This is a genomic window from Mycobacterium sp. NGS56 (assembly GCF_059812425.1).
Window position 1 is genome coordinate 234,255 of the sequence record NZ_JCALCQ010000001.1, and the last position, 19,888, is coordinate 254,142.

Sequence of the window (19,888 nt, forward strand, 5' to 3'; positions counted from 1 at the left end):
TTTCCGTGTCCGAGCTGCTGGCCACCGCGGTGGCCGCGCTCGGTGGTAGTGAACGCAGCGGCCAACAGGAGATGGCCGCCGCAGTGGCACAGGCCTTCGCCACCGAGGAACACCTGGTGGTGCAGGCCGGCACCGGTACCGGTAAATCGCTCGCGTATCTGGTGCCGGCGATCGTCCACGCCCTGGACGACGACTCCCCCGTCGTCGTGTCCACGGCCACGATCGCTCTGCAGCGCCAGCTCGTCGATCGCGATCTGCCCCGGCTCGTCGACGCGCTGGCCGATGCGCTGCCCCGGCGTCCGCAGTTCGCGTTGCTCAAGGGTCGGCGGAATTATCTGTGCCTGAACAAAATTCACAACGGCGGGGCGGCCGACGATGAAGAAGGTGACGGCCGGCCGCAGGAGGAACTCTTCAACCCCATGCCGGTCAGCGGGTTGGGCCGCGACGTGCAACGGCTCACCGAATGGGCGTCGAACACCGAATCCGGTGATCGCGACGATCTCAAACCCGGCGTCCCGGACCGATCCTGGTCGCAGGTCAGCGTTTCCGCGCGGGAATGCCTCGGCGTTGCGCGCTGCCCGTTCGGCGCCGAGTGCTTTTCCGAACGGGCGCGTAGCCGGGCCGGCCGTGCCGATGTCGTCGTCACCAACCACGCGCTGCTGGCCATCGACGCCGTGGCCGAATCGGCGGTGCTGCCCGAACATGCGCTGCTGGTCGTCGACGAAGCACACGAGCTGGTGGATCGGGTGACATCGGTGGCTACCGCGGAGCTGACGTCGGCCTCCCTCGGCGTGGCCGCCCGGCGAATCGCCCGACTGGTGGAGCCGGAGTTGATCCAGCGTCTGGAGGCGACGACGGCGAACTTCGCCTCGGTCATCCACGACGGGACCCCGGGCCGCATCGATCGCCTCGACGAGGAGCTGGCGACCTACCTGACGGCGCTGCGCGACGTCGCGACGGCGGCGCGCTCGGCGATCGACACCGCCAACGACCCCAGGGCGGCGTCGGCGCGCGCCGAAGCCGTTGCGGCACTGAGTGAGATATCGGAGACCACGTCGCGCGTGCTGGAATCGTTCGGCCCGGCCATCCCCGACCGCACCGACGTGGTGTGGCTGGAGCACGAGGAGAACAGGGGCTCATCGCGCCCGGTGTTGCGGGTGGCGCCGCTGTCGGTCGCCGGGCTGCTGCGATCCCGGGTGTTCTCGCGGTCGACGGTGGTGCTGACGTCGGCGACGCTGACCATCGGCGGCTCGTTCGACGCCATGGCCACGGCCTGGGGATTGACGGCCGGGGACGGCGACGACGCGCACTGGCGCGGCGTCGATGTGGGTTCGCCGTTCCAGCACGCCAAAGCCGGAATTTTGTACGTGGCAGCGTATCTGCCGCCCCCGGGGCGCGACGGCATTGGCTCCGCCGAGCAGCTGAACGAGATCGCCGGGCTCATCGCCGCCGCCGACGGGCGCACGTTGGGCTTGTTCTCGTCGATGCGGGCGGCCCGGGCGGCGGCCGATGCCATGCGTGAACGGTTGTCGACGCCGGTGCTGTGTCAGGGCGACGACAGCACGTCGGCACTCGTCGAGCAGTTCAGCGCCGACCCCCAGACGTCCCTGTTCGGCACGCTGTCGCTGTGGCAGGGCGTCGATGTGCCCGGGCCATCGCTGTCATTGGTGCTGATCGACCGCATTCCGTTTCCCCGGCCCGATGACCCCCTGCTGGGGGCGCGACAGCGGGCCGTCGCCGCGCGCGGCGGCAATGGGTTCATGGCGGTCGCGGCCAACCACGCGGCACTGCTGTTGGCGCAGGGAGCGGGGCGGTTGTTGCGCCGCGTCACCGATCGCGGCGTGGTTGCGGTGCTCGACTCGCGCATGGTCACCGCCGGTTACGGCGGCTACCTGCGTGCCTCGTTGCCGCCGTTTTGGCAGACCACGAATGGCGACCAGGTGCGCCAGGCGTTGCAGCGTCTGCGCGCCGCAGCGCCGTCGGAAGAGGGCCTGTCGGCGTGAGCCCTATTGCCAGCAGACCTCGTACACGCGTTGGGGATCGCGTAGGCCTTTGAGCTGTTCCTCGCGCGTTTCGCCGAACTGGAACTCGTGACTGCCCGCAACCAGCCCACGCAGCACCGCCGAGACGAGGATTCCGTTCCCATCTGCTTTCGCCCCGATCCGAGCCGCGAGGATTACGGTGTGCCCGAAAAAGTCCTCCTGTTCGCGAATCACCTCTCCAGTGTGGAGTCCGATTCGCACGCGCAGAACCTGGGTACCGGACTGATCGCGGTATGCCGCTAAATCACGCTGGATAGCGATCGCGCAGCGCAGCGCGCTGCGGGCGCTGGCGAAGGCGACCATGAACCCGTCGCCCTGTGATTTGACCTCGAAGCCACTGTGGGCTGCCAGTTGGCGACGGATGACCGCGTTGTGGCGGTGCAGAAGCTTTAACCAGCGTTCGTCGCCGAGTTGCTCGGCAAGTACCGTCGAGCCTTCGATGTCGGAGAACATAATCGTGACTGTTCCGTCGGGAGCGGCCGCCTTGCTGAGGTCGGGCCGGTCCGCCTCGACGGACTCTGCAACGTCGTCTATCACCGACCACCCCTGCATCGGCTTCTGTTCCCGCTTCACCTCGTCCTGCTCTCGGCGTAGCCGCAGCAGTCGCTCGACCTCGACGCGCATGCCGTTCCGCTGTGCGACGGCATTTCCGTGGTCAATCAGGCCCATCGCCTTGTCCCGATCCGCCGGCTCAGACGTGCTGAGCAGCATGCGTGCGTACTCGTAACAGACCCGAGGCGTCACGTAGTCACAGCCGATCTCCGCATTTCGCGCCAGGGCCAGCTCGAAGTGACGCACCGCGTCCTCATGGCGGTCCGCTGCCGAGGCTGCGAAGGCGAGGAAGGTGTGATTGGAGCCGAGGCACCCGGCTCCGGCCAAAAACAGAGTGCAGCGATCTTCATAGGGCACCAGCAGCTCGTAAAGCGAGTTTGCGGCTTCGCGGGCACAGATGGGGATCGACGCCATCGACAGCACGCAGACCGAGGTCAACCAATCACTGCCGCGCCTGAGCGCCTCGAAGCCGTCGGCCGTAAGCTCCGTGAACCTGGCGCGAGCCTCATCGAGCTGGCCGATCTCGGTCAGCAACCACACGTACGACGCGGGCCACGCCTGCCCGTAACGCGCGGCGGCTTCGCGGCCGACGTCGCGCAGCTGTTCGAGAGTGCCGTCCGCGAGCCGGGTCAGGAAAGAATGCGCGCCAAAGACGACCGTTGCCACCTCACGCTCGGCGCGCTGGCCGATCGACAGCGCAGTCCGCGCGAGCCGCTCCGACTCCTTATAGCGGCCCTGCATCAGCGCTCGCATCGTGCGGAACACCGCCGTCTGCCACAGATAGCGGGGCTGGCGCAATTCGTTGGCCAGTCGGTCACAGGTCGCGATCTCCTGATCGACCGCCCGAAAATCACCCAGCTGGGCAAGCGCGATCAGCCGCAACTGGTGGCCCTCGAACTCCATGTCACGGTCACCGACAATCCGAGCGAGCCGCGCCATCTCCTCGCCCGATGCAATCGCCTCTTCGATCCGGTCGGGACCCAATGTCGACCACTGCCGGCTGTGCATGGCCAGCAGCAAGATCTTGGTGTCACCGACGCGTTCGGCCATTTCGATGGCCAGCGCGCTGGCCCGGTCGGCTTCTGGCAGCGCACCCTTGCAGCGAAGCTCGAGGGCAAGCCGGGAAAGGACTGTCACTCGAAGCGCGCTGTCGCGCGCCGGCAACACCTCGAGGGCCTCATCCAACATCGCCACCAGCTGTTCGTCGGCACGGTCCGTGATCGAGAAGCCGCCCGGGCCACCCCCGTATCCGAGAGCCGCACGCGCGTAGTGGTCGTTCAGCGCCAACTCACGCGCGATCGTCGCCGCCTCGCTGAATGTCTTACGGGCACCTTCGGCTTCGCCGGCCCGCCATCGGGCGTCCCCGAGCGCCAGCAGCAGATCGCATCGGCGTTGCGGCACCACCTCAGACGTCGTGTCGAACAGCCGGAGCGCCGTCGCGTAGAGGCTCACCGCGTCTTCGTAGGCATACGTCGCCGCCGCCCGTTCGCCCGCCCACCACGCGTAGTCGGCTGCTTTTGCGGCATCGCCGTAGGGAGCCGCCTTCGCGAAGTGGAAAGCAATCGCAGACAGGTGGGATTCGATCCGGTCCTCGTAGATCACCTCGATTGCCTCGCCGGCGGCGATATGCAGCTGGGAGCGGCGCAGCGTGGGCAGGTCGTCGTACAGCGCGTCGCGAGTCGCACCGTGCGCGAAACCGTACCGGCCCGGCTCGCCGGCAGACTGCCGCACGATCGCCCCATCGAGGGCCGGCTGCATCCGCGCCAACACTGCGTCTGCTTCGAGCCCGCTGATGTGCGTCAGAATCGGGAGATCGAACTCACGGCCGATCACCGCCGCGGTCGACAGCAGCTCGAGTGTCTCAGTGGGCAGCTTCTCCAACCGACGAGAGACCACTTCGTGGATACCCCGTGGGATGCCCAGCTCCTCACCGTCTCGGATGTTGGTAACCCACCGGCCATCGCGCCAGTCGAGGACTTCCGAGTCGATCAGGTGGCGGACGATCTCTTCGGTGAAGTACGGATTGCCCTCCGACTCTCGGCAAACGGCGTCGGCAAGTGCGAGTTCTTGGCGTCGCTCGAGCGGCTGCTGCAGCACCGCTTCGAGCATCGCCTTGACGTGTTGATCGGAGAGCCCTCGCAACTTGATGCGGGCGTAGCCCCGCTCCTTGCTGAGCCCGGCGATCACTTCGTTCAAGTAATGGCCATCGGGAAGCTCGTCGTCGCGGTAAGTGCCGAGCACGAGCACGCGTGAGTGGGCCAGTTCGCGTACGACGAACGCCAACAGCATGAGCGATGGTTGATCGGCTTGTTGCAGGTCTTCGAGGAAGATGGCAAGCGGTTGGCGATCGGAGGCGCCGATCAGGAACCGCGCCACGGAGTCGAACAGCCGAAAGCGCGCCTGTTCAGCGTCCAGCGGTGGCGATTCGGGGATCTCCGGCATCCGTTCGCGTACCTCGGACACGATTTGTGCGATCTCGAACGCTCCAGAGCCCAAGTCACAAGCGACCGTCTCGGCATCGTGACCGCGTGCATAGTCTCGGATCACTTGGACCCACGGCCAGTACGCAGGAGCACCCGCGCCCGCATAGCAACGCCCCCATAGGACCTGCGCGCCCCGGAGGGCGGCATATGCCACCGCCTCCGACGCGAGCCGGGTCTTGCCGATTCCCGACTCGCCACTTATCAGCACCGTGCGGCCGCGGCGCCCCACAGCGTCATCGATCGCGGCGCGAAGCTCGTGTGTCTCTCGCTCGCGGCCGAGGAAGGTGCTGTCGGTGATCCGGTCGAGCGCCGCCATATCCTGATTCGCGCTACCGCCACCGCTAACCGCAGCGGTGATGGCCGCCAAGGCATCGCGAACCTCGGCTGCTTGCTGGGGACGCGCCTCCGGCGACTTCGCCAGCATTCTGAGCAGCAACTGGTCGAGCGGCGCCGGCACACCGGAGCGATGCCCGCTCGGAGCGACCGGAGCAGTCGAAACATGCTGGGAGACAATCGCTGCCGCTGACTCACCCGCGAACGGTATTTCTCCACAAAGCAATTCGTACAGGAGGGCACCAAGGGAGTAGATGTCCGAACGCGCGTCGGAACCCCGTCCGAGCGCCTGCTCCGGCGGCATGTAGGCAACGGTTCCGATCACCGTCCCCACGGCCGTCACTCGGGTTGCGCCCTCTGCGACCGCGAGCCCGAAATCTCCGATCTTGGCGGTGCCGTCAGGTGCCAGCCACACATTCTGCGGCTTGACATCACGATGCACCACACCCTGGGCGTGTGCATGCGCGAGCCCACTGGCGATGTCCCCACCGATCCGGACCACCTCTTCGACGGCGAGCCGATGATCCGTTGCGTCTGAGAGCAGGCCGTAGAGGTCACCGCCGGACATGTATTGGCTGATGAGGTATAGCTGTCCCTGCTCCTCGCCGAAGTCGTAGACGTTGACGATGTTGGGGTGTTCGCCAAGCTTCGCCATCGCCTCCGCTTCCCGGCGCGCGCGGCGCATGGCGGTCTCATCCGAGCCGCCGGCCTTGAATACGGCGGCGGCGACCTCGCGTTGTAGTCGGGTGTCAATGGCGAGGTACACCCGCTTGCCGGCACCTTCGCCGAGCAGGTGGCCGAGCTTGTAACGGCCGTCGGCAAGCGTTTTAGGGACCGGCGGGCCGGCGGGCTGCGCCGGCGCGGACCGCCCGCTCAGCGCGGTGCCGCACTCGTCACAGAAGCGCTGGGAACCCGGATTACGGGCACCGCATCCCGGGCATGCGATGTCGACCGCAAGCGGGCCGCCACATTCGCCGCAGAACTTGGCCTGAGGCCGGTTCCCAGCCCCACACCTGCCGCACTGCACGTTTGCGGGCGCACTCATCGGTTACCTCAGCGCCGCGCCCGGTAGTCCGCCCACCAACAACGTCCCCGGACCGACGTGCGTTGCAACAACGGGTCCGATCTCGGAGATGAACTCCGGTTCGGTGCCCAACAGTTCGCCGAGACGCTCGGCCAGCCGGTTTGCCTCCTCGCGCGCAAATGCGTGCTGGACGAACCACCGGTCGGCCCCCGCAGCGCGCCGCTGAACCATCAATTCGATCAGCCGCTCTACACCTCGCCGGTAGGTGCGCACGCGCTCGAGGGCCTTGAGCTCCGATTCGATCGTCAGGATCGGTTTGAGGTCGAGCGCGGATCCGACCCACGCGGCTACGGTGCCCACCCGGTTGCTGCGGCGGAGGTAGTCGAGCCGGTCCACCAGGCCCCAGCCTTTGACTTCCTTGCGGGCTTGGCGTATGCGCTCGACAACACCTTCCGAGTCGGCTCCCCCGGCGGCGGCTCGCGCTGCCACCAGCGCCTGGAGGCCAAGGTGTCCGCCGAAGCCGGCCGAGTCGATCACGACCACATGTTCGCCGCCCTGGCCCTCCAGTTTTGCGGCTGCCTGTCGAGCCATCGAACACGTCTCGGAAACGCCAGAGGAGATCAGCACCGAAACCACGGCGGCGTGCTGCTGCAGCAGCCGGTCGAAGATCGCGAGAAAATCCTCGACCGCAGGCGCCGATGTTTTCGCGATGTTCTTCGACGCGTCCAGTTCCGCATAGAAGCGTCCGAAATCGCCGTCGAACTCCGACTCGCGCCGCAGTCCGTCGCCGGTGTCGTAGTACTGCGGCACTACCGTGATACCGAGCTTGTCGACGAGCGCGGGCGGCAGGTAGCCAGTGCTGTCGGTAACCACCGCGACGTCGGCCATGCGCGCACTCCAGTCGGTTCCCGAACACCGTGAACATGTCCGGCCACGACCTTTAACCGCAGCAAGCGTACTGCCGCAGATCCAATGCCGGGGCCAGTCTGCTGACTTTCGTTAAATAACTTGGCACTCAGCCGGGATCAGCGGCCGAGAGGTTCGCTAACCCAACGCCGCACTGGGAAGACCACCCACGGTCAACATCCCGGGGCCGGTATGAGTTGCCAGAACCGGTCCGACCGCAGAAACGAACTCCGGCTCGGTGCCCAACAGCCCGACGAGACGCTCGGCCAATCGCTGCGCCTCCTCGTGCGCATGGGCGTGCTGGACGAACCATCGATCGGCGCCGACCGCCCGGCGCTGCCGCATCAGCTCAACCAGGCGTTCGACGCCGCGCTTGAACGTGCGCACTCGTTCGACGGCCTTCATCTCCGATTCGACCATCAATATCGGCTTTAGGTCCAGCGCCGATCCGATCCATGCGGCCGCGGTACCTACCCGGCCGCCGCGCCTCAGGTATTCAAGGGTGTCGACGAGGACCCATTGCCTGATCTCCTGGCGAGCCCGGCGGACCTGCTCGGTCACGCCCTGCAGGTCGGCTCCCGCCGCGGCGGCACGCGCCGCAGCCAGCGCCTGACAACCCAGGTGGCCGGCCACGCCGGCCGAATCGATGACCACTATCCGCTCGGGGTCCACCCCCGCCGCCGCCTCCCGTGCGAACTCACACGTCGGCGATAGGTTTGAGCCAAGCATGACCGCGACCACGGCGCTGTGCTGCTGCAGCAGGCGTTCATAGGCCGCAACGAAATCTTCGAGCTTGGGAGGCCCGGTCGTCGCAACGGACTTCGACCCGTCCAGTTCGGCAAAAAAACGTGCCCAATCACCGTCGAAGTCCCACTCACGCTCCCCGCGCCCGGGTAGCTCATGACCGCCGGTGGGCGAGGCGGCACCGGTGATGTCGTAGTACAGCGACACCACCGTGATGCCCATGCTGTCGACGAGCGCCCGCGGCAACGCGCAGGTGCTGTCGGTCACCACCGCGACGTCAGGCATACGCACCCTCCAATGCCGCTCCGGCAAGGCCTCCGGCAACCAACGTCCCCGGACCGGTGTGTGTCGCGAGCACCGGGCTGAGCTCCGAGATGAACTCTGGCTCGGTGCCGAACGTCTCAGCGAGGCGCTCGGCCAACCGCTTCGCGTCCTCGCGCGCATCGGCGTGCTGGACGAACCACCGATCGGCGCCGACCGCGCGCCGCTGTTGCATCAACTCGACCAATCGCTCGACAGCTCGCCTGCGCGTGCGCACGCGTTCGACGGCCCGGAACTGTGATTCGACCACCAAGATGGGCTTGAGGTCGAGCGCCGATCCGAGCCATGCGGCGGCGCCGCCGATCCGGCCGCCGCGACGCAGATATTCAAGCGTGTCGAGAACGACCCATTGTCTGACTTCCTGACGTGCCCGGCGCGTCGCCGCAACCACCCCCGCCGCGTCTTCCCCAGCGGCGGCCGCCCGCGCGGCAGCGAGCACCTGAAGCCCCAACTGGCCGGCCGCACCGGCAGAGTCGATCACCACCACCCGCTCGCCACCGCGGCCCTCGGACTCCAGCCGTGCAGCTGCCTGCCGGATCATCGAGCAGGTCTCGGACAGGCCCGATGAGATCAGGACCGCGACGACTGCGCTGTGCTGCTCCAACAGCCGGTCGCAGACAGTGACGAAATCCTCGACGGTAGGCGGTGACGTCTTCGCAACGCTTTTCGACGCGTCTAAATCCGCGTAGAACCGTCCGAAATCACCGTCGAAGTCCGACTCGCGCAGCGGGCCACCGCCGACCTCGTAGTACAGCGAAACAACCGTGATTCCTTGGCTTTCGACCAGCGCACGCGGCAACGCGCAGGTGCTGTCGGTCATTACCGCGACATCAGCCATGCGCAGATCCACCCTGCGCGACCTCCATGATGCGGGGCAGGGCTTCACGGGTCGCGATTCGGCCGGCCTCGCGGGCGCGGTCAATCTGGTGCCATTCGAGGAAGCCGATGCTGCTGGTGTCGGGGTGGATCGCCAGATCGGCTTGCTCGAGCATCGTGGACGTCGACATCGCGCTGCCGATGGTCATAGTGCGCATGAGGGTGTCGACGACATTCGGCACCCGCGGTGAGTGCGCCAGATTCGTGGCGACCGCGGGGGTTGCCTGCTGACCGGTGCCTATGCTCACCGCGAGCAGTGGGCCCTCGTGGCGCGCCAGCGTCGTTACCGGGAGGTTGTCCAGCACACCGCCATCGACGTGTAGCACTCCGTCGTAGACGACCGGTGCGTACAAACCTGGCACCCGCAGGGAACAACCGACGACATCGGCGAGCGGACCTCGTCGATGCACGACGGCCCGGCGCGCCAGCAGATCGACGCTGACACAGCGGAATTCCTTCGGCAATTCCTCGACTAGCTGTCCCCCGAAGACACTGTCGAGAGCGCCCAAGGTACGCCGCCCCCTAATCAGTCCCTTGCTCGGTAACGTGTAGTCGCTGGTCGGGTTGCTGCGAATGAAGTACTCGTAGATATTGGCGTCCACGGCCGCTGCATCCTTACCGGTCGCCGCGAGCGCCGCGATGATTGCCCCCATACTGGTCCCGGCGTAACGATCGACCACGACCCCTGCGGCCTCCAGCTCGTCCAGCACTCCAAGGTGCGCAAACGCCCGGGCCGCGCCACCGCTGAGGACCAACCCCAGCGAGCGGCCCGCGATGCGGGCGGCGAGCGGGCGCAGATCGGCAGCCGCGTCGGAGCCGACGGCATGCACCGAGCGAGGCGCTATCAACTCCTCCCACAGGCGCCGATGTTCGCGGCTGGCGGGCGCTCCTGCGAGGACTAGGTCGGCGCCCGCCGCTCGTGCCGGCAGCGGCGCCGACGGCGGTGCCGGATCAGCGGTGACCAGAACTATCCGGTCGGCCGACCGCAGGCAGAAGTCGCGCCATTCCGCCTCATCGGCCGCCGCGCGCAACACCACCTTGTCCGCGATCCGTTCGGCGCGCTCCAACCCATCGCGATCGACCCGGCCGGGATCGGCCACCTGCAACCGCCCCGATAGCGCGGTGACCAGTTCGGTGGCCACCATCGCTACAGGTGCGTGTTCATCGAGGCCGATGACCCCCACAACCGCCTCAGGCGCCGGGGCACGGGGAAATGCCGGGGGCGGGGCCTGGTGTAGCCGGGTCGCCAAGACCCGGACCAAAGCCTCGAGGACTCCTGAGTTTGCAATCTTGTCGAATTGGGTCTTTGTCAGCCGCACGAGCGTCGAGTCACGCACTGCCCGAATGGATGCGGAACGGGGCGCATCGATCAGCAATCCGAGCTCTCCGACGACCTCCCCGCGGCCCAATTCCGTTAGTACGACGTCATTCTGGAGCACTTGTAGGCGACCATTCCGTACAACGTACAAAGAATCGGACGCGTCGCCAGCATGAAACAGGTACGACCCCGCCTCCAAGTCGATCTGATCCGCGTGGTCTCGCAGCTCTGCCAGGCTGACCGGATCCAGCCCCGCAAACAGCGGGAGACCGCCGAGCGGATCGATCTCACCATCGGAGGCCGACCGCACCTCGGGTAGGGACACCAGCCCGGGCGCCCAGGGCGACTTCGGCGAATCGACTTGCGGCGGAAGCTGTGATGCGTCGGCCATCGCGGCGAGGTGGCGAGTACGGCCAAGTAGCACCCCGCCGATAGCGACGATCGCAAAGCAGACCGCTGCCAGCACCCAACCGCGTCGCAACGTCGCTTCGGTGGCACCGTGAGCCGGCGTTCCGACGACAATGACCAACAACGCGATGCCGACCACGGCGCCGAGTTGGCGCGTGCTGCTGACCACCGCCGAAGCGGTGGCATAGCTGCCGCCCGCTGCCAGCCCAGCCAGGGCGGCGCTGCCGAGCATCGGCAGCGTGGCCCCGACCCCGATGCCCTGCAGTATTTGACCGGGCAGCCACTGCCCGAGGAAATCGGGTTTGGACCCGACGCGTCCGATGTACCACAGGAGGCTGCCCGTCCACATCAACGCGCCCGCGACGATGATGAGGCGGTAACCGTGCCGGTCGGCGACGCGACCGAGTACCGCGGCGACGATAGCGGCGACGAACGCGGCCGGCGCCACCGCCAGGCCCGCGCGCAACAAGTTGTAACCCCACACGTAGTTGAGGAACAACACGTGGGTCAGCAGGTACGCGTAGAAACCGGCGCTGGCGATCAGCGTCAGGGCGTTGCCGGCCGTGAAAGACCGGATGCGCAGAAAAGCAGGCTCGATCAGCGGCGTCGGATGACTCCGCGAACTCATCACGAACCCAAGCATCGCGACCACCGCGGCTAGGAATGACCCGACGGTTGCCAGGCTGACCCAGCCCCAGTCCGGACCCTTGACCAAACCGAGGGTCAAGCAACCGAGCCCGACGGCGAGCAACACCGCCCCCCGTAAGTCGGGCACGCGACGGCGACCCGAAGCGCGGCTCTCGACCAGTCGCCGCCGGGCCACCGCCACAGCTACAACGCCCAGCGGCAGGTTGACCAAAAAGACCCAGCGCCAACTCGACGCCTCCACCAGAGCGCCGCCGATCGGCGGCCCGAGACCGGACGCGATGGCGGCTGCCGCGCCCCATAAGCCGACACCGTGCGCGCGGCGCGCCTCGTCGAAACTCTCGACGACTAGCGCCAGCGACGCCGGCACCAGGACCGCGGCGCCCATGCCTTGCAGTACCCGGAATGCGACGAGCTGGCCGACGGTGTCGGCGGCGGCGCACAAGACGGACGCGACGGTGAACAACACCACGCCGTAGATGAACATCCGCTTGCGACCGAGCAAGTCGGCAAGCCTGCCACCCGCCACCAGGAACGCGGCGAAGGCGATGTTGTAGGCGTTGAGTATCCACGACAGGCTGCTGATATCGGTGCTGTGGAAGTACCGCTGGATGGCTGGGAAGGCGATGTTGACGACCGTTGAGTCAAGGAACGCGAGGAAGGCACCGAACGCCGCGACCAGCAACACCGCCGTCGGTGAGGGTTGTCGACGTCGAGTGAGCGGAACCGCCGGCCGTCTCGCGCCGAGGCGTCGTCCACCGAGCAGGTGCATGACCGAGTCGAATTTAGCGACCGCTCCGGTATCCCCGGGCATCGCGTGAGCGCCGGTCTGATTCCCGCGAGTGGCGGAATGAGCAGCGGTTTTGTTCGCCATGACGCATCTCCGCTCAGTGAGGCTATTGCGCCGATGTGCAATTGTTGCCCAAAAAGCACGGTGGAGTGGGGCTTTTTTAATAATGAGGATTGGACATACGACAGACCGGTTCGCCCCGAGCTGGGGGTAAACCTGCGTCGGTCGAATCTTGTTGAGCGCGAGCTGGATTCACTCTTTGTGGGCGCCGGCTAGCGCGCCAGCGTCACCAGACCGAGCTCGTTGCTGGCGGCCAGCATCGGATTGTGCGGCAGCACGCGCACGGTGTAGCCGACCGATCCCGCCAGCGGCAGCGGGGTCGTCGTCGAAAAGACCTGGTTGCCGCCCTCGGCGGTGCCCGTGTAGGACATCTCGACGGTGATCGGGTCCAGCAGCGCATCGCTGGCGTCGACCCGGCCCAGCAGCGCCTGGACCGTGACCTCGTCGGTCGCCAGGCCGGCCAGTTGCACGGTGGCGGTCAGGGTCAGCTTCGAGCCAAGCACCGGACTGTCCGGCAGGCCGGTGCTGTCGACGTCGGTGATGACGATCTTGGGCCAGGCCTCCTGGGCGCGCCGGCGGTAGGCGGCCAGCGCACGGGCCGCGCCGAACTCGCCGCCGCTGGCCGCGTCTTCGGTGGCCTCGACGGGTGCGATCGTCTTGCGCAGCGACTGGGCGGCCGGTGTGTAGTACTGCTCGACGTAGTCGCGCACCATCCGCGACGCCAACACCTTTGGTCCCAGTGTCTGCACGGTGTGGCGCACCATCTCGATCCAGCGCGGCGGCACGCCGTGTTCATCACGCTCGTAGAACTTCGGTGCGACGGCTTCTTCCAGCAGTGTGTAGAGCCCACTGGACTCCAGGTCGTCGCGCCGGTTCTCGTCGGCGATACCGTCGGCAGACGGTATCGCCCAACCGTTTTCGCCGTCGTACCACTCGTCCCACCACCCATCGCGGATGGACAGGTTCAGCCCGCCGTTGAGAGCGCTCTTCATTCCCGAAGTGCCGCAAGCCTCCAACGGCCGCAGTGGATTGTTCAGCCAGACGTCGCAGCCCCAATACAGCAGGCGCGCCATGGACATGTCGTAGTCGGGCAGAAATGCGATGCGGTGGCGCACCTCGGGCCGGTCGGCAAAGCGCACCACCTGTTGGATCAGCGCCTTGCCGCCGTCGTCGGCCGGGTGCGACTTGCCCGCGACGATCAGCTGAATGGGCCGCTCCTGGTCGAGCAGCAGCCGTTCCAGCCGTTGCGGATCACGCAGCATCAGCGTCAGCCGCTTGTACGTCGGCACCCGCCGTGCGAACCCGATGGTCAACACCTCTGGATCGAATGCTGTTGCTATCCAACCCAATTCGGCTTCGGAGGCACCGCGTTCCAGCCATGAGCGACGCAGCCGCTGCCGGACGTCGTCGACCAGCAGGGACCTCAGCTGCGAGCGGATCCACCACAGATGACCCGCATCGACCTGCTTGAGACGCAGCCAAACTCCCGGATCGGCAAACGAATCCGACCCGGCCAGCTCACGGCCCAGCTGCAGCCACTGCGGCGCCGCCCAGGTGCGCGCATGAACACCGTTGGTGATCGAGCCGATCGGTACCTCACTCGGGTCGAAGCCGGGCCACAGTTCGTTGAACATGGATCGGCTCACCCGTCCGTGCAGCGACGAGACGCCATTGGCGCGCTGGGCCAGCCGTAGACCCATGTGGGCCATGTTGAACTTGGTGGGGTCGTCCTCGGCGCCGAGCGCCAGGATGCGAGCCGTCGGCACCCCCGGCAGCAGCACGGGTGAGGCATCCGATGTCCCGGGTTCGGCTTCGTCGCCCGTATGGTCGTCGAAGTACAGCTGCACCATTTCGATGGGGAATCGGTCGATGCCGGCGGGCACCGGGGTGTGCGTGGTGAACACCGTGCTGGAGCGCACCACCGTCAGCGCGGTGTCGAAGTCCAGTCCGGAGCCGGTCATCAGCTCGCGGATGCGTTCCGCTCCGAGGAAACCCGCGTGGCCCTCGTTCATGTGGAACACCTCGGGCGCGGGCAGGCGGTGTATATCGGTGAAGGCACGAATCGCCCGCACGCCGCCGACGCCCGCCAGGATCTCCTGCCTCATCCGATGTTCTTGGTCACCCCCGTAAAGGCGATCGGTGACGCCACGCAGATCGTGCTCGTTCTCGGGGACATCGGAATCCAGCAACAGCAATGGAACCCTGCCCACCTGCGCAACCCAGATCCGGGCGTGCAGCTGCGCTGAGTCCGGCAGCATCAACTCGACCAGGGCAGGCTCGCCGGTCGCATCGGTCAGCAGCCGCAGTGGGAGGCCTTGCGGGTCCAACGAGGGGTAGGTCTCGTTCTGCCAGCCGTCGGCCGTCAACGACTGACGGAAATACCCCGAGCGGTAGTAGAGGCCCACCGCTATCAGCGGCACACCCAGATCGGACGCGGACTTCAAGTGGTCGCCGGCGAGAATGCCCAACCCACCGGAGTAGTTGGGCAGTACCTCGGCGATGCCGAACTCCATGGAGAAGTACGCGATCACGGCCGGCATTTCGACGCCCTGCTGCTGGTACCACAGCGGGCGACTCAGGTAATCGTTCAAATCGGCGGTCAGCGCGTCGAGTTGGCCCAGGAACGCTTCGTCCAGCGCCAACTCGTCGAGCCGCGCCGGGCTGACCGCGCCCAGCAACGCCACCGGATCACTGCTGCAGCGCTCCCACAGGCCCGGGTCGATGGTGGCGAAAAGCTCCTGGGTGGGCTTGTCCCAGGACCATCGCAGGTTGGTCGACAGCTGGTCCAGCGCGGTCAATCGCTGCGGAAGGTGAGCACGGACGGTAAACCGGCGGAGGGCTTTCACGCGTTAATACCTTACTGAGGTTCTCAGCCCGCGCACGGTGGGAAGGATCGCTTTCCGTCGGCGGTGTGTGACCGAAGACTAGGGTGGGTATCGGGTAGTTATCGGGGTCGCAACGATGCCTCCCCGCACAGAATGTTTCCCCACGACAGGAAGTTTCCCGACGAGCGGCATTCCGCACGGTGCACATCGCGGGGTTGGCCGCACACAATCGGAACGGAGTGGTGGTGCCGGGTCGTGTCGAGATCGATGACGTCCAACCGGTCGTTTCCTGCGGCGCGTATCCCGCGAAAGCAGTGGTCGGCGAGGTCGTGCCGGTCAGCGCTACGGTGTGGCGAGAAGGCCATGAGGCCGTCGCGGCCACCCTGGTCGTGCGCTACCTCGGGCCGAGCTATCCGCAGGTAACCGAGACCCGCCGGGCCAAGGCGGTTCAGGCGCCGGCGAAGCCGATGACCGAAGGCGATGGCAAAGTCAATCAGCAGCGGATCAAGCCCCTGTCGCTGCCGATGACGATGGGCCTCGAGCCCTACGTATTCCACGGTCAGTTCACCCCCGACCAGGTCGGGCTGTGGACCTTTCGGGTCGACGGGTGGGGCGACCCGATCCATTCGTGGCGGCACGGGCTGATCGCCAAACTGGACGCCGGTCAGGGCGAGACCGAACTGTGCAACGACCTGTTGATCGGCGCCGGGTTGTTCGAGCGTGCGGCGACGGGCGTGCCGCGCCCCCTGCGCGAGCCGCTGCTGGCCGCCGCCACTGCGCTGCGCAAGCCCGGCGACCCGATCACCCGGACCGTGCTGGCGCTCGGGCCGGAGATCGAAGAAATTCTGGCGGACTACCCCCTGCGCGATCTGGTCACCCGCGGCGAACAGCACGCCGTCTGGGTGGACCGGCCGCTGGCCCGGTTCGGCTCCTGGTATGAGATGTTTCCCCGCTCGACCGGCGGGTGGGACGCCGAGGGCAACCCAGTACACGGCACCTTCGCGACGGCCGCCGCCCAGCTTCCGCGCATCGCGGCGATGGGATTCGACGTCGTCTACCTGCCGCCGATCCATCCGATCGGCAAGGTACATCGCAAGGGCCGCAACAATTCCCCGACCGCCGCCCCCGGGGATGTGGGCTCCCCGTGGGCAATTGGCAGCGACGAGGGCGGCCATGATGCCGTCCATCCGGATCTGGGCACCATCGAGGACTTCGACGCCTTCGTCGCCGCGACGCGCGAGCTGGGCATGGAGGTAGCGCTGGACCTGGCGCTGCAATGCGCTCCGGACCATCCCTGGGCGCGTGACCACCGCGATTGGTTCACCGAACTGCCCGACGGCACCATCGCTTACGCGGAAAACCCGCCGAAGAAATATCAGGACATCTATCCGATCAATTTCGACAACGACCCAGCCGGCCTTTATGACGAGGTGTTGCGCGTGGTCCGGCACTGGATCGACCACGGCGTCAGATTCTTTCGCGTCGATAACCCGCACACCAAGCCACCGGATTTCTGGGCCTGGCTGATAGCGACGGTCAAGGCCGCCGATCCCGACGTGCTGTTCTTGTCCGAGGCGTTCACGCCACCTGCTCGGCAGTACGGTCTGGCGAAGCTGGGTTTCACCCAGTCCTACACCTACTTCACCTGGCGCACGGCGAAGTGGGAGCTGACCGAGTTTGGCAACGACATCGCCAAGCTCGCCGACTTCCGTCGGCCCAATCTGTTCGTCAACACCCCCGACATCCTGCACGCCATCTTGCAGCACAACGGGCCTGGAATGTTCGCCATCCGTGCGGTGCTGGCAGCGACCATGGGACCCGCGTGGGGAGTGTATTCGGGCTACGAGCTGTTCGAGCACCGCGCGGTGCGGGAGGGCAGCGAGGAGTACCTGGATTCCGAGAAATACGAGTTACGGCCCCGCGATTTCGCGGCCGCCCTCGCCGAAGGACGATCACTCGAGCCATTCATCTCGCAGCTCAACGCAATTCGCCGAGTGCATCCCGCGTTGCAGCAATTGCGCACGATCCACTTCCACAGTGTGGACAACGATGCGCTGCTCGCCTACTCGAAGTTCGACCCGTCGACCGGCGACTGTGTGTTGGTGGTTGTGACGCTCAATGCCTACGGCGCCGAGGAAGCGACGCTGTTTTTAGACATGGCAGCTTTGGGTATGGAGCCCTACGAGCGGTTTTGGGTGCGCGACGAGATCACCGGCCAGGAATTCCAATGGGGTCAGGCCAATTACGTCCGCATCGATCCGGGGCAGGCGGTCGCGCACATCATCAACATGCCGCTCGTGCCGCATGACTCACGGATGACACTGCTACGAAGGCGATGAAACGGACCGGAGGTGAAAGGGACATGAGCCAAGCCGATCAACTCGCTCGGACACACTTGGCGCCCGATCCGGCCGACCTGTCGCGCCTGGTCGCTGGCACACACCACAACCCGCACAGCATTCTGGGCGCCCACGAATACGGCAATCACACCATCATTCGTGCGTACCGGCCGCATGCGGCCGAAGTCGTCGCGCTGGTTGGCGACGATCGATTTCCCATGCAGCACATCGAATCCGGCCTTTTCGCCGTGGTGTTGCCATTCGTCAACTTGATCGACTATCGGCTACAGATCACCTACGAAGGTGCCGAGCCGTACGTCGCCGCCGACGCATACCGCTTTCTGCCGACGTTGGGTGAGGTCGACCTTCACCTGTTCGGCGAGGGACGCCATGAGCGGCTGTGGGAAGTCCTCGGCGCACATCCTCGCTCGTTCACCACGGCCGACGGCGTCGTCACCGGGGTGTCGTTTGCGGTGTGGGCGCCCAACGCCAAGGGCGTCAATCTGATCGGTGAGTTCAACGGCTGGACCGGCGATGAAGCTCCGATGCGGGTGCTGGGGTCTTCGGGCGTCTGGGAGTTGTTCTGGCCCGGGTTCTCCCTCGACGGGCTCTACAAGTTCCGCGTGCACGGCGCCGACGGCGTCGTGACCGACCGAGCCGACCCGATGGCGTTCGCCACCGAGGTGCCGCCTCACACCGCCTCCCGGGTTACGCGCAGCAACTACACGTGGGATGACGCCGACTGGATGACCGAGCGCGCGCAGCGCAACCCGGTGTTCGAGCCGATGAGCACCTACGAGGTCCATCTGGGTTCGTGGCGTCCGGGACTCAACTATCGGCAGTTGGCCCGCGAGCTAACCGATTACGTGGTGGAGCACGGTTTCACCCACGTCGAGCTGCTGCCGGTCGCCGAGCACCCCTTCGCCGGATCGTGGGGCTACCAGGTGACGTCGTACTACGCGCCGACGTCCCGCTTCGGGACACCGGACGAGTTCCGGGCCCTGGTCGACGCCTTGCACCAGGCCGGTATCGGCGTGCTGGTGGATTGGGTGCCGGCGCATTTCCCCAAGGACGCCTGGGCGCTGGCGCGCTTCGACGGCACGCCGCTCTACGAGCATTCCGACCCGCAGCGTGGCGAGCAACTCGATTGGGGCACATACGTATTCGACTTCGGTCGTCGGGAGGTCCGGAACTTCCTGGTGGCCAACGCGCTGTTCTGGCTCGAAGAATTCCACATCGACGGTCTACGCGTGGACGCGGTCGCTTCGATGCTCTACCTCGACTACTCACGTCCCGAAGGCGGCTGGACCCCCAACATCTACGGGGGCCGGGAGAATTTGGAGGCCGTACAGTTCCTGCAGGAAATGAACGCCACGGTGCACAAAACCGCCCCGGGCATCGTCACCATCGCCGAAGAGTCAACCTCATGGCCCGGGGTGACGCGGCCGACCAACCTTGGCGGCCTGGGCTTTTCGATGAAGTGGAACATGGGCTGGATGCATGACACGCTCGATTACATCAGCCGCGACCCGATCTATCGCAGCTTCCACCATCACGAGATGACGTTCTCGATGCTGTACGCGTTCAGCGAGAACTATGTGCTTCCGATCAGCCATGACGAAGTGGTCCACGGCAAGGGCACGCTGTGGGGCAGGATGCCGGGCAACAACCACGTCAAGGCGGCCGGGCTGCGCAGCCTGCTCGCCTACCAGTGGGCGCACCCGGGCAAACAGTTGCTGTTCATGGGACAGGAATTCGGGCAGCGCGCCGAATGGTCTGAAGAGCGCGGCCTGGATTGGTGGCAGCTCGACGAGCAAGGGTTCTCCAACGGGGTCCTGCGCCTGGTCCACGACCTCAACGACATCTATCGCGGTCACCCGGCGCTGTGGAGCCAGGACACCGTGCCCGACGGCTACTCCTGGATCGACGCCAACGACTCGGGCAACAACGTATTGAGTTTTTTGCGGTACGGCACAGACGGCTCGGTAATGGCGTGCGTCTTCAACTTCGCGGGCACCGAGCACAGCGGGTATCGATTGGGTCTACCGTCGGCCGGTCGCTGGCGCGAGGTGCTCAACACCGACGCAACGGCCTATAACGGTACGGGGATCGGCAATATGGGCGGCGTCGACGCCACCGAAGACCCGTGGCATGGCCGGCCGGCCTCTGCACTGTTGGTGCTGCCACCCACGTCGGCGCTGTGGCTGGAACCCGAGTAAGGC

Annotated in this window: 9 protein-coding genes; 3 read left to right on the forward strand and 6 right to left on the reverse strand. The window is 66.3% G+C overall.

Annotation, left to right across the window (positions count from 1 at the left end; translation table 11 throughout):
- The first annotated feature begins 5 nt into the window (after nucleotides 1-5).
- The gene (locus AC5Y4F_RS01140) at nucleotides 6-2,003 is read left to right on the forward strand and encodes an ATP-dependent DNA helicase (RefSeq protein WP_499994707.1); all 1,998 of its coding nucleotides are present in this window, start codon (nucleotides 6-8) and stop codon (nucleotides 2,001-2,003) included.
- Nucleotides 2,004-2,006: 3 nt separating this feature from the next.
- On the opposite strand, the gene AC5Y4F_RS01145 is transcribed toward AC5Y4F_RS01140, so the two are convergent.
- From AC5Y4F_RS01145 to glgP, 6 genes are all read right to left on the reverse strand, one after another.
- Nucleotides 2,007-6,455, reverse strand: coding sequence for a protein kinase domain-containing protein (locus tag AC5Y4F_RS01145; RefSeq protein WP_499994709.1), 4,449 nt, complete (start codon nucleotides 6,453-6,455; stop codon nucleotides 2,007-2,009).
- Between the two features lie 3 nt (nucleotides 6,456-6,458).
- A complete protein-coding gene (locus AC5Y4F_RS01150; RefSeq protein ID WP_067939303.1) occupies nucleotides 6,459-7,322 on the reverse strand; it encodes a DegV family protein in 864 nt (287 codons plus the stop codon).
- A 156-nt stretch (nucleotides 7,323-7,478) separates the two neighbouring features.
- Nucleotides 7,479-8,369, reverse strand: coding sequence for a DegV family protein (locus AC5Y4F_RS01155; RefSeq protein ID WP_067939300.1), 891 nt, complete (start codon nucleotides 8,367-8,369; stop codon nucleotides 7,479-7,481).
- Nucleotides 8,362-9,243 (reverse strand): DegV family protein, encoded by an 882-nt coding sequence (locus AC5Y4F_RS01160; RefSeq protein ID WP_067939609.1) that lies wholly within the window; start codon nucleotides 9,241-9,243, stop codon nucleotides 8,362-8,364. The genes AC5Y4F_RS01155 and AC5Y4F_RS01160 overlap by 8 nt, the downstream gene beginning before the upstream one ends.
- Entirely contained in the window at nucleotides 9,236-12,424 is a 3,189-nt protein-coding gene (locus tag AC5Y4F_RS01165; RefSeq protein WP_499995740.1) for an MFS transporter, read from the reverse strand. The genes AC5Y4F_RS01160 and AC5Y4F_RS01165 overlap by 8 nt, the downstream gene beginning before the upstream one ends.
- Before the next feature lie 290 nt (nucleotides 12,425-12,714).
- A complete protein-coding gene (glgP, locus tag AC5Y4F_RS01170; protein WP_067939297.1) occupies nucleotides 12,715-15,348 on the reverse strand; it encodes an alpha-glucan family phosphorylase in 2,634 nt (877 codons plus the stop codon).
- Between the two features lie 224 nt (nucleotides 15,349-15,572).
- On the opposite strand from glgP, the gene AC5Y4F_RS01175 reads away from it, so the two are divergent.
- Together AC5Y4F_RS01175 and glgB are read left to right on the forward strand one after the other, a co-directional pair.
- The gene (locus AC5Y4F_RS01175; RefSeq protein WP_499994714.1) at nucleotides 15,573-17,666 is read left to right on the forward strand and encodes an alpha-1,4-glucan--maltose-1-phosphate maltosyltransferase; all 2,094 of its coding nucleotides are present in this window, start codon (nucleotides 15,573-15,575) and stop codon (nucleotides 17,664-17,666) included.
- Nucleotides 17,667-17,689: 23 nt separating this feature from the next.
- The gene (gene glgB, locus AC5Y4F_RS01180; RefSeq protein WP_499994717.1) at nucleotides 17,690-19,885 is read left to right on the forward strand and encodes a 1,4-alpha-glucan branching protein GlgB; all 2,196 of its coding nucleotides are present in this window, start codon (nucleotides 17,690-17,692) and stop codon (nucleotides 19,883-19,885) included.
- Nucleotides 19,886-19,888: the final 3 nt, after the last annotated feature.

Excerpts from the sequence above, each read along its gene's own strand:
- AC5Y4F_RS01145 (WP_499994709.1), bottom strand. The coding sequence starts at position 6,455 with ATGAGTGCGCCCGCAAACGTGCAGTGCGGCAGGTGTGGGGCTGGGAAC.
- AC5Y4F_RS01150 (WP_067939303.1), bottom strand. The coding sequence starts at position 7,322 with ATGGCCGACGTCGCGGTGGTTACCGACAGCACTGGCTACCTGCCGCCC.
- AC5Y4F_RS01155 (WP_067939300.1), bottom strand. The coding sequence starts at position 8,369 with ATGCCTGACGTCGCGGTGGTGACCGACAGCACCTGCGCGTTGCCGCGG.
- AC5Y4F_RS01160 (WP_067939609.1), bottom strand. The coding sequence starts at position 9,243 with ATGGCTGATGTCGCGGTAATGACCGACAGCACCTGCGCGTTGCCGCGT.
- AC5Y4F_RS01165 (WP_499995740.1), bottom strand. The coding sequence starts at position 12,424 with ATGCACCTGCTCGGTGGACGACGCCTCGGCGCGAGACGGCCGGCGGTT.
- glgB (WP_499994717.1), top strand. The coding sequence starts at position 17,690 with ATGAGCCAAGCCGATCAACTCGCTCGGACACACTTGGCGCCCGATCCG.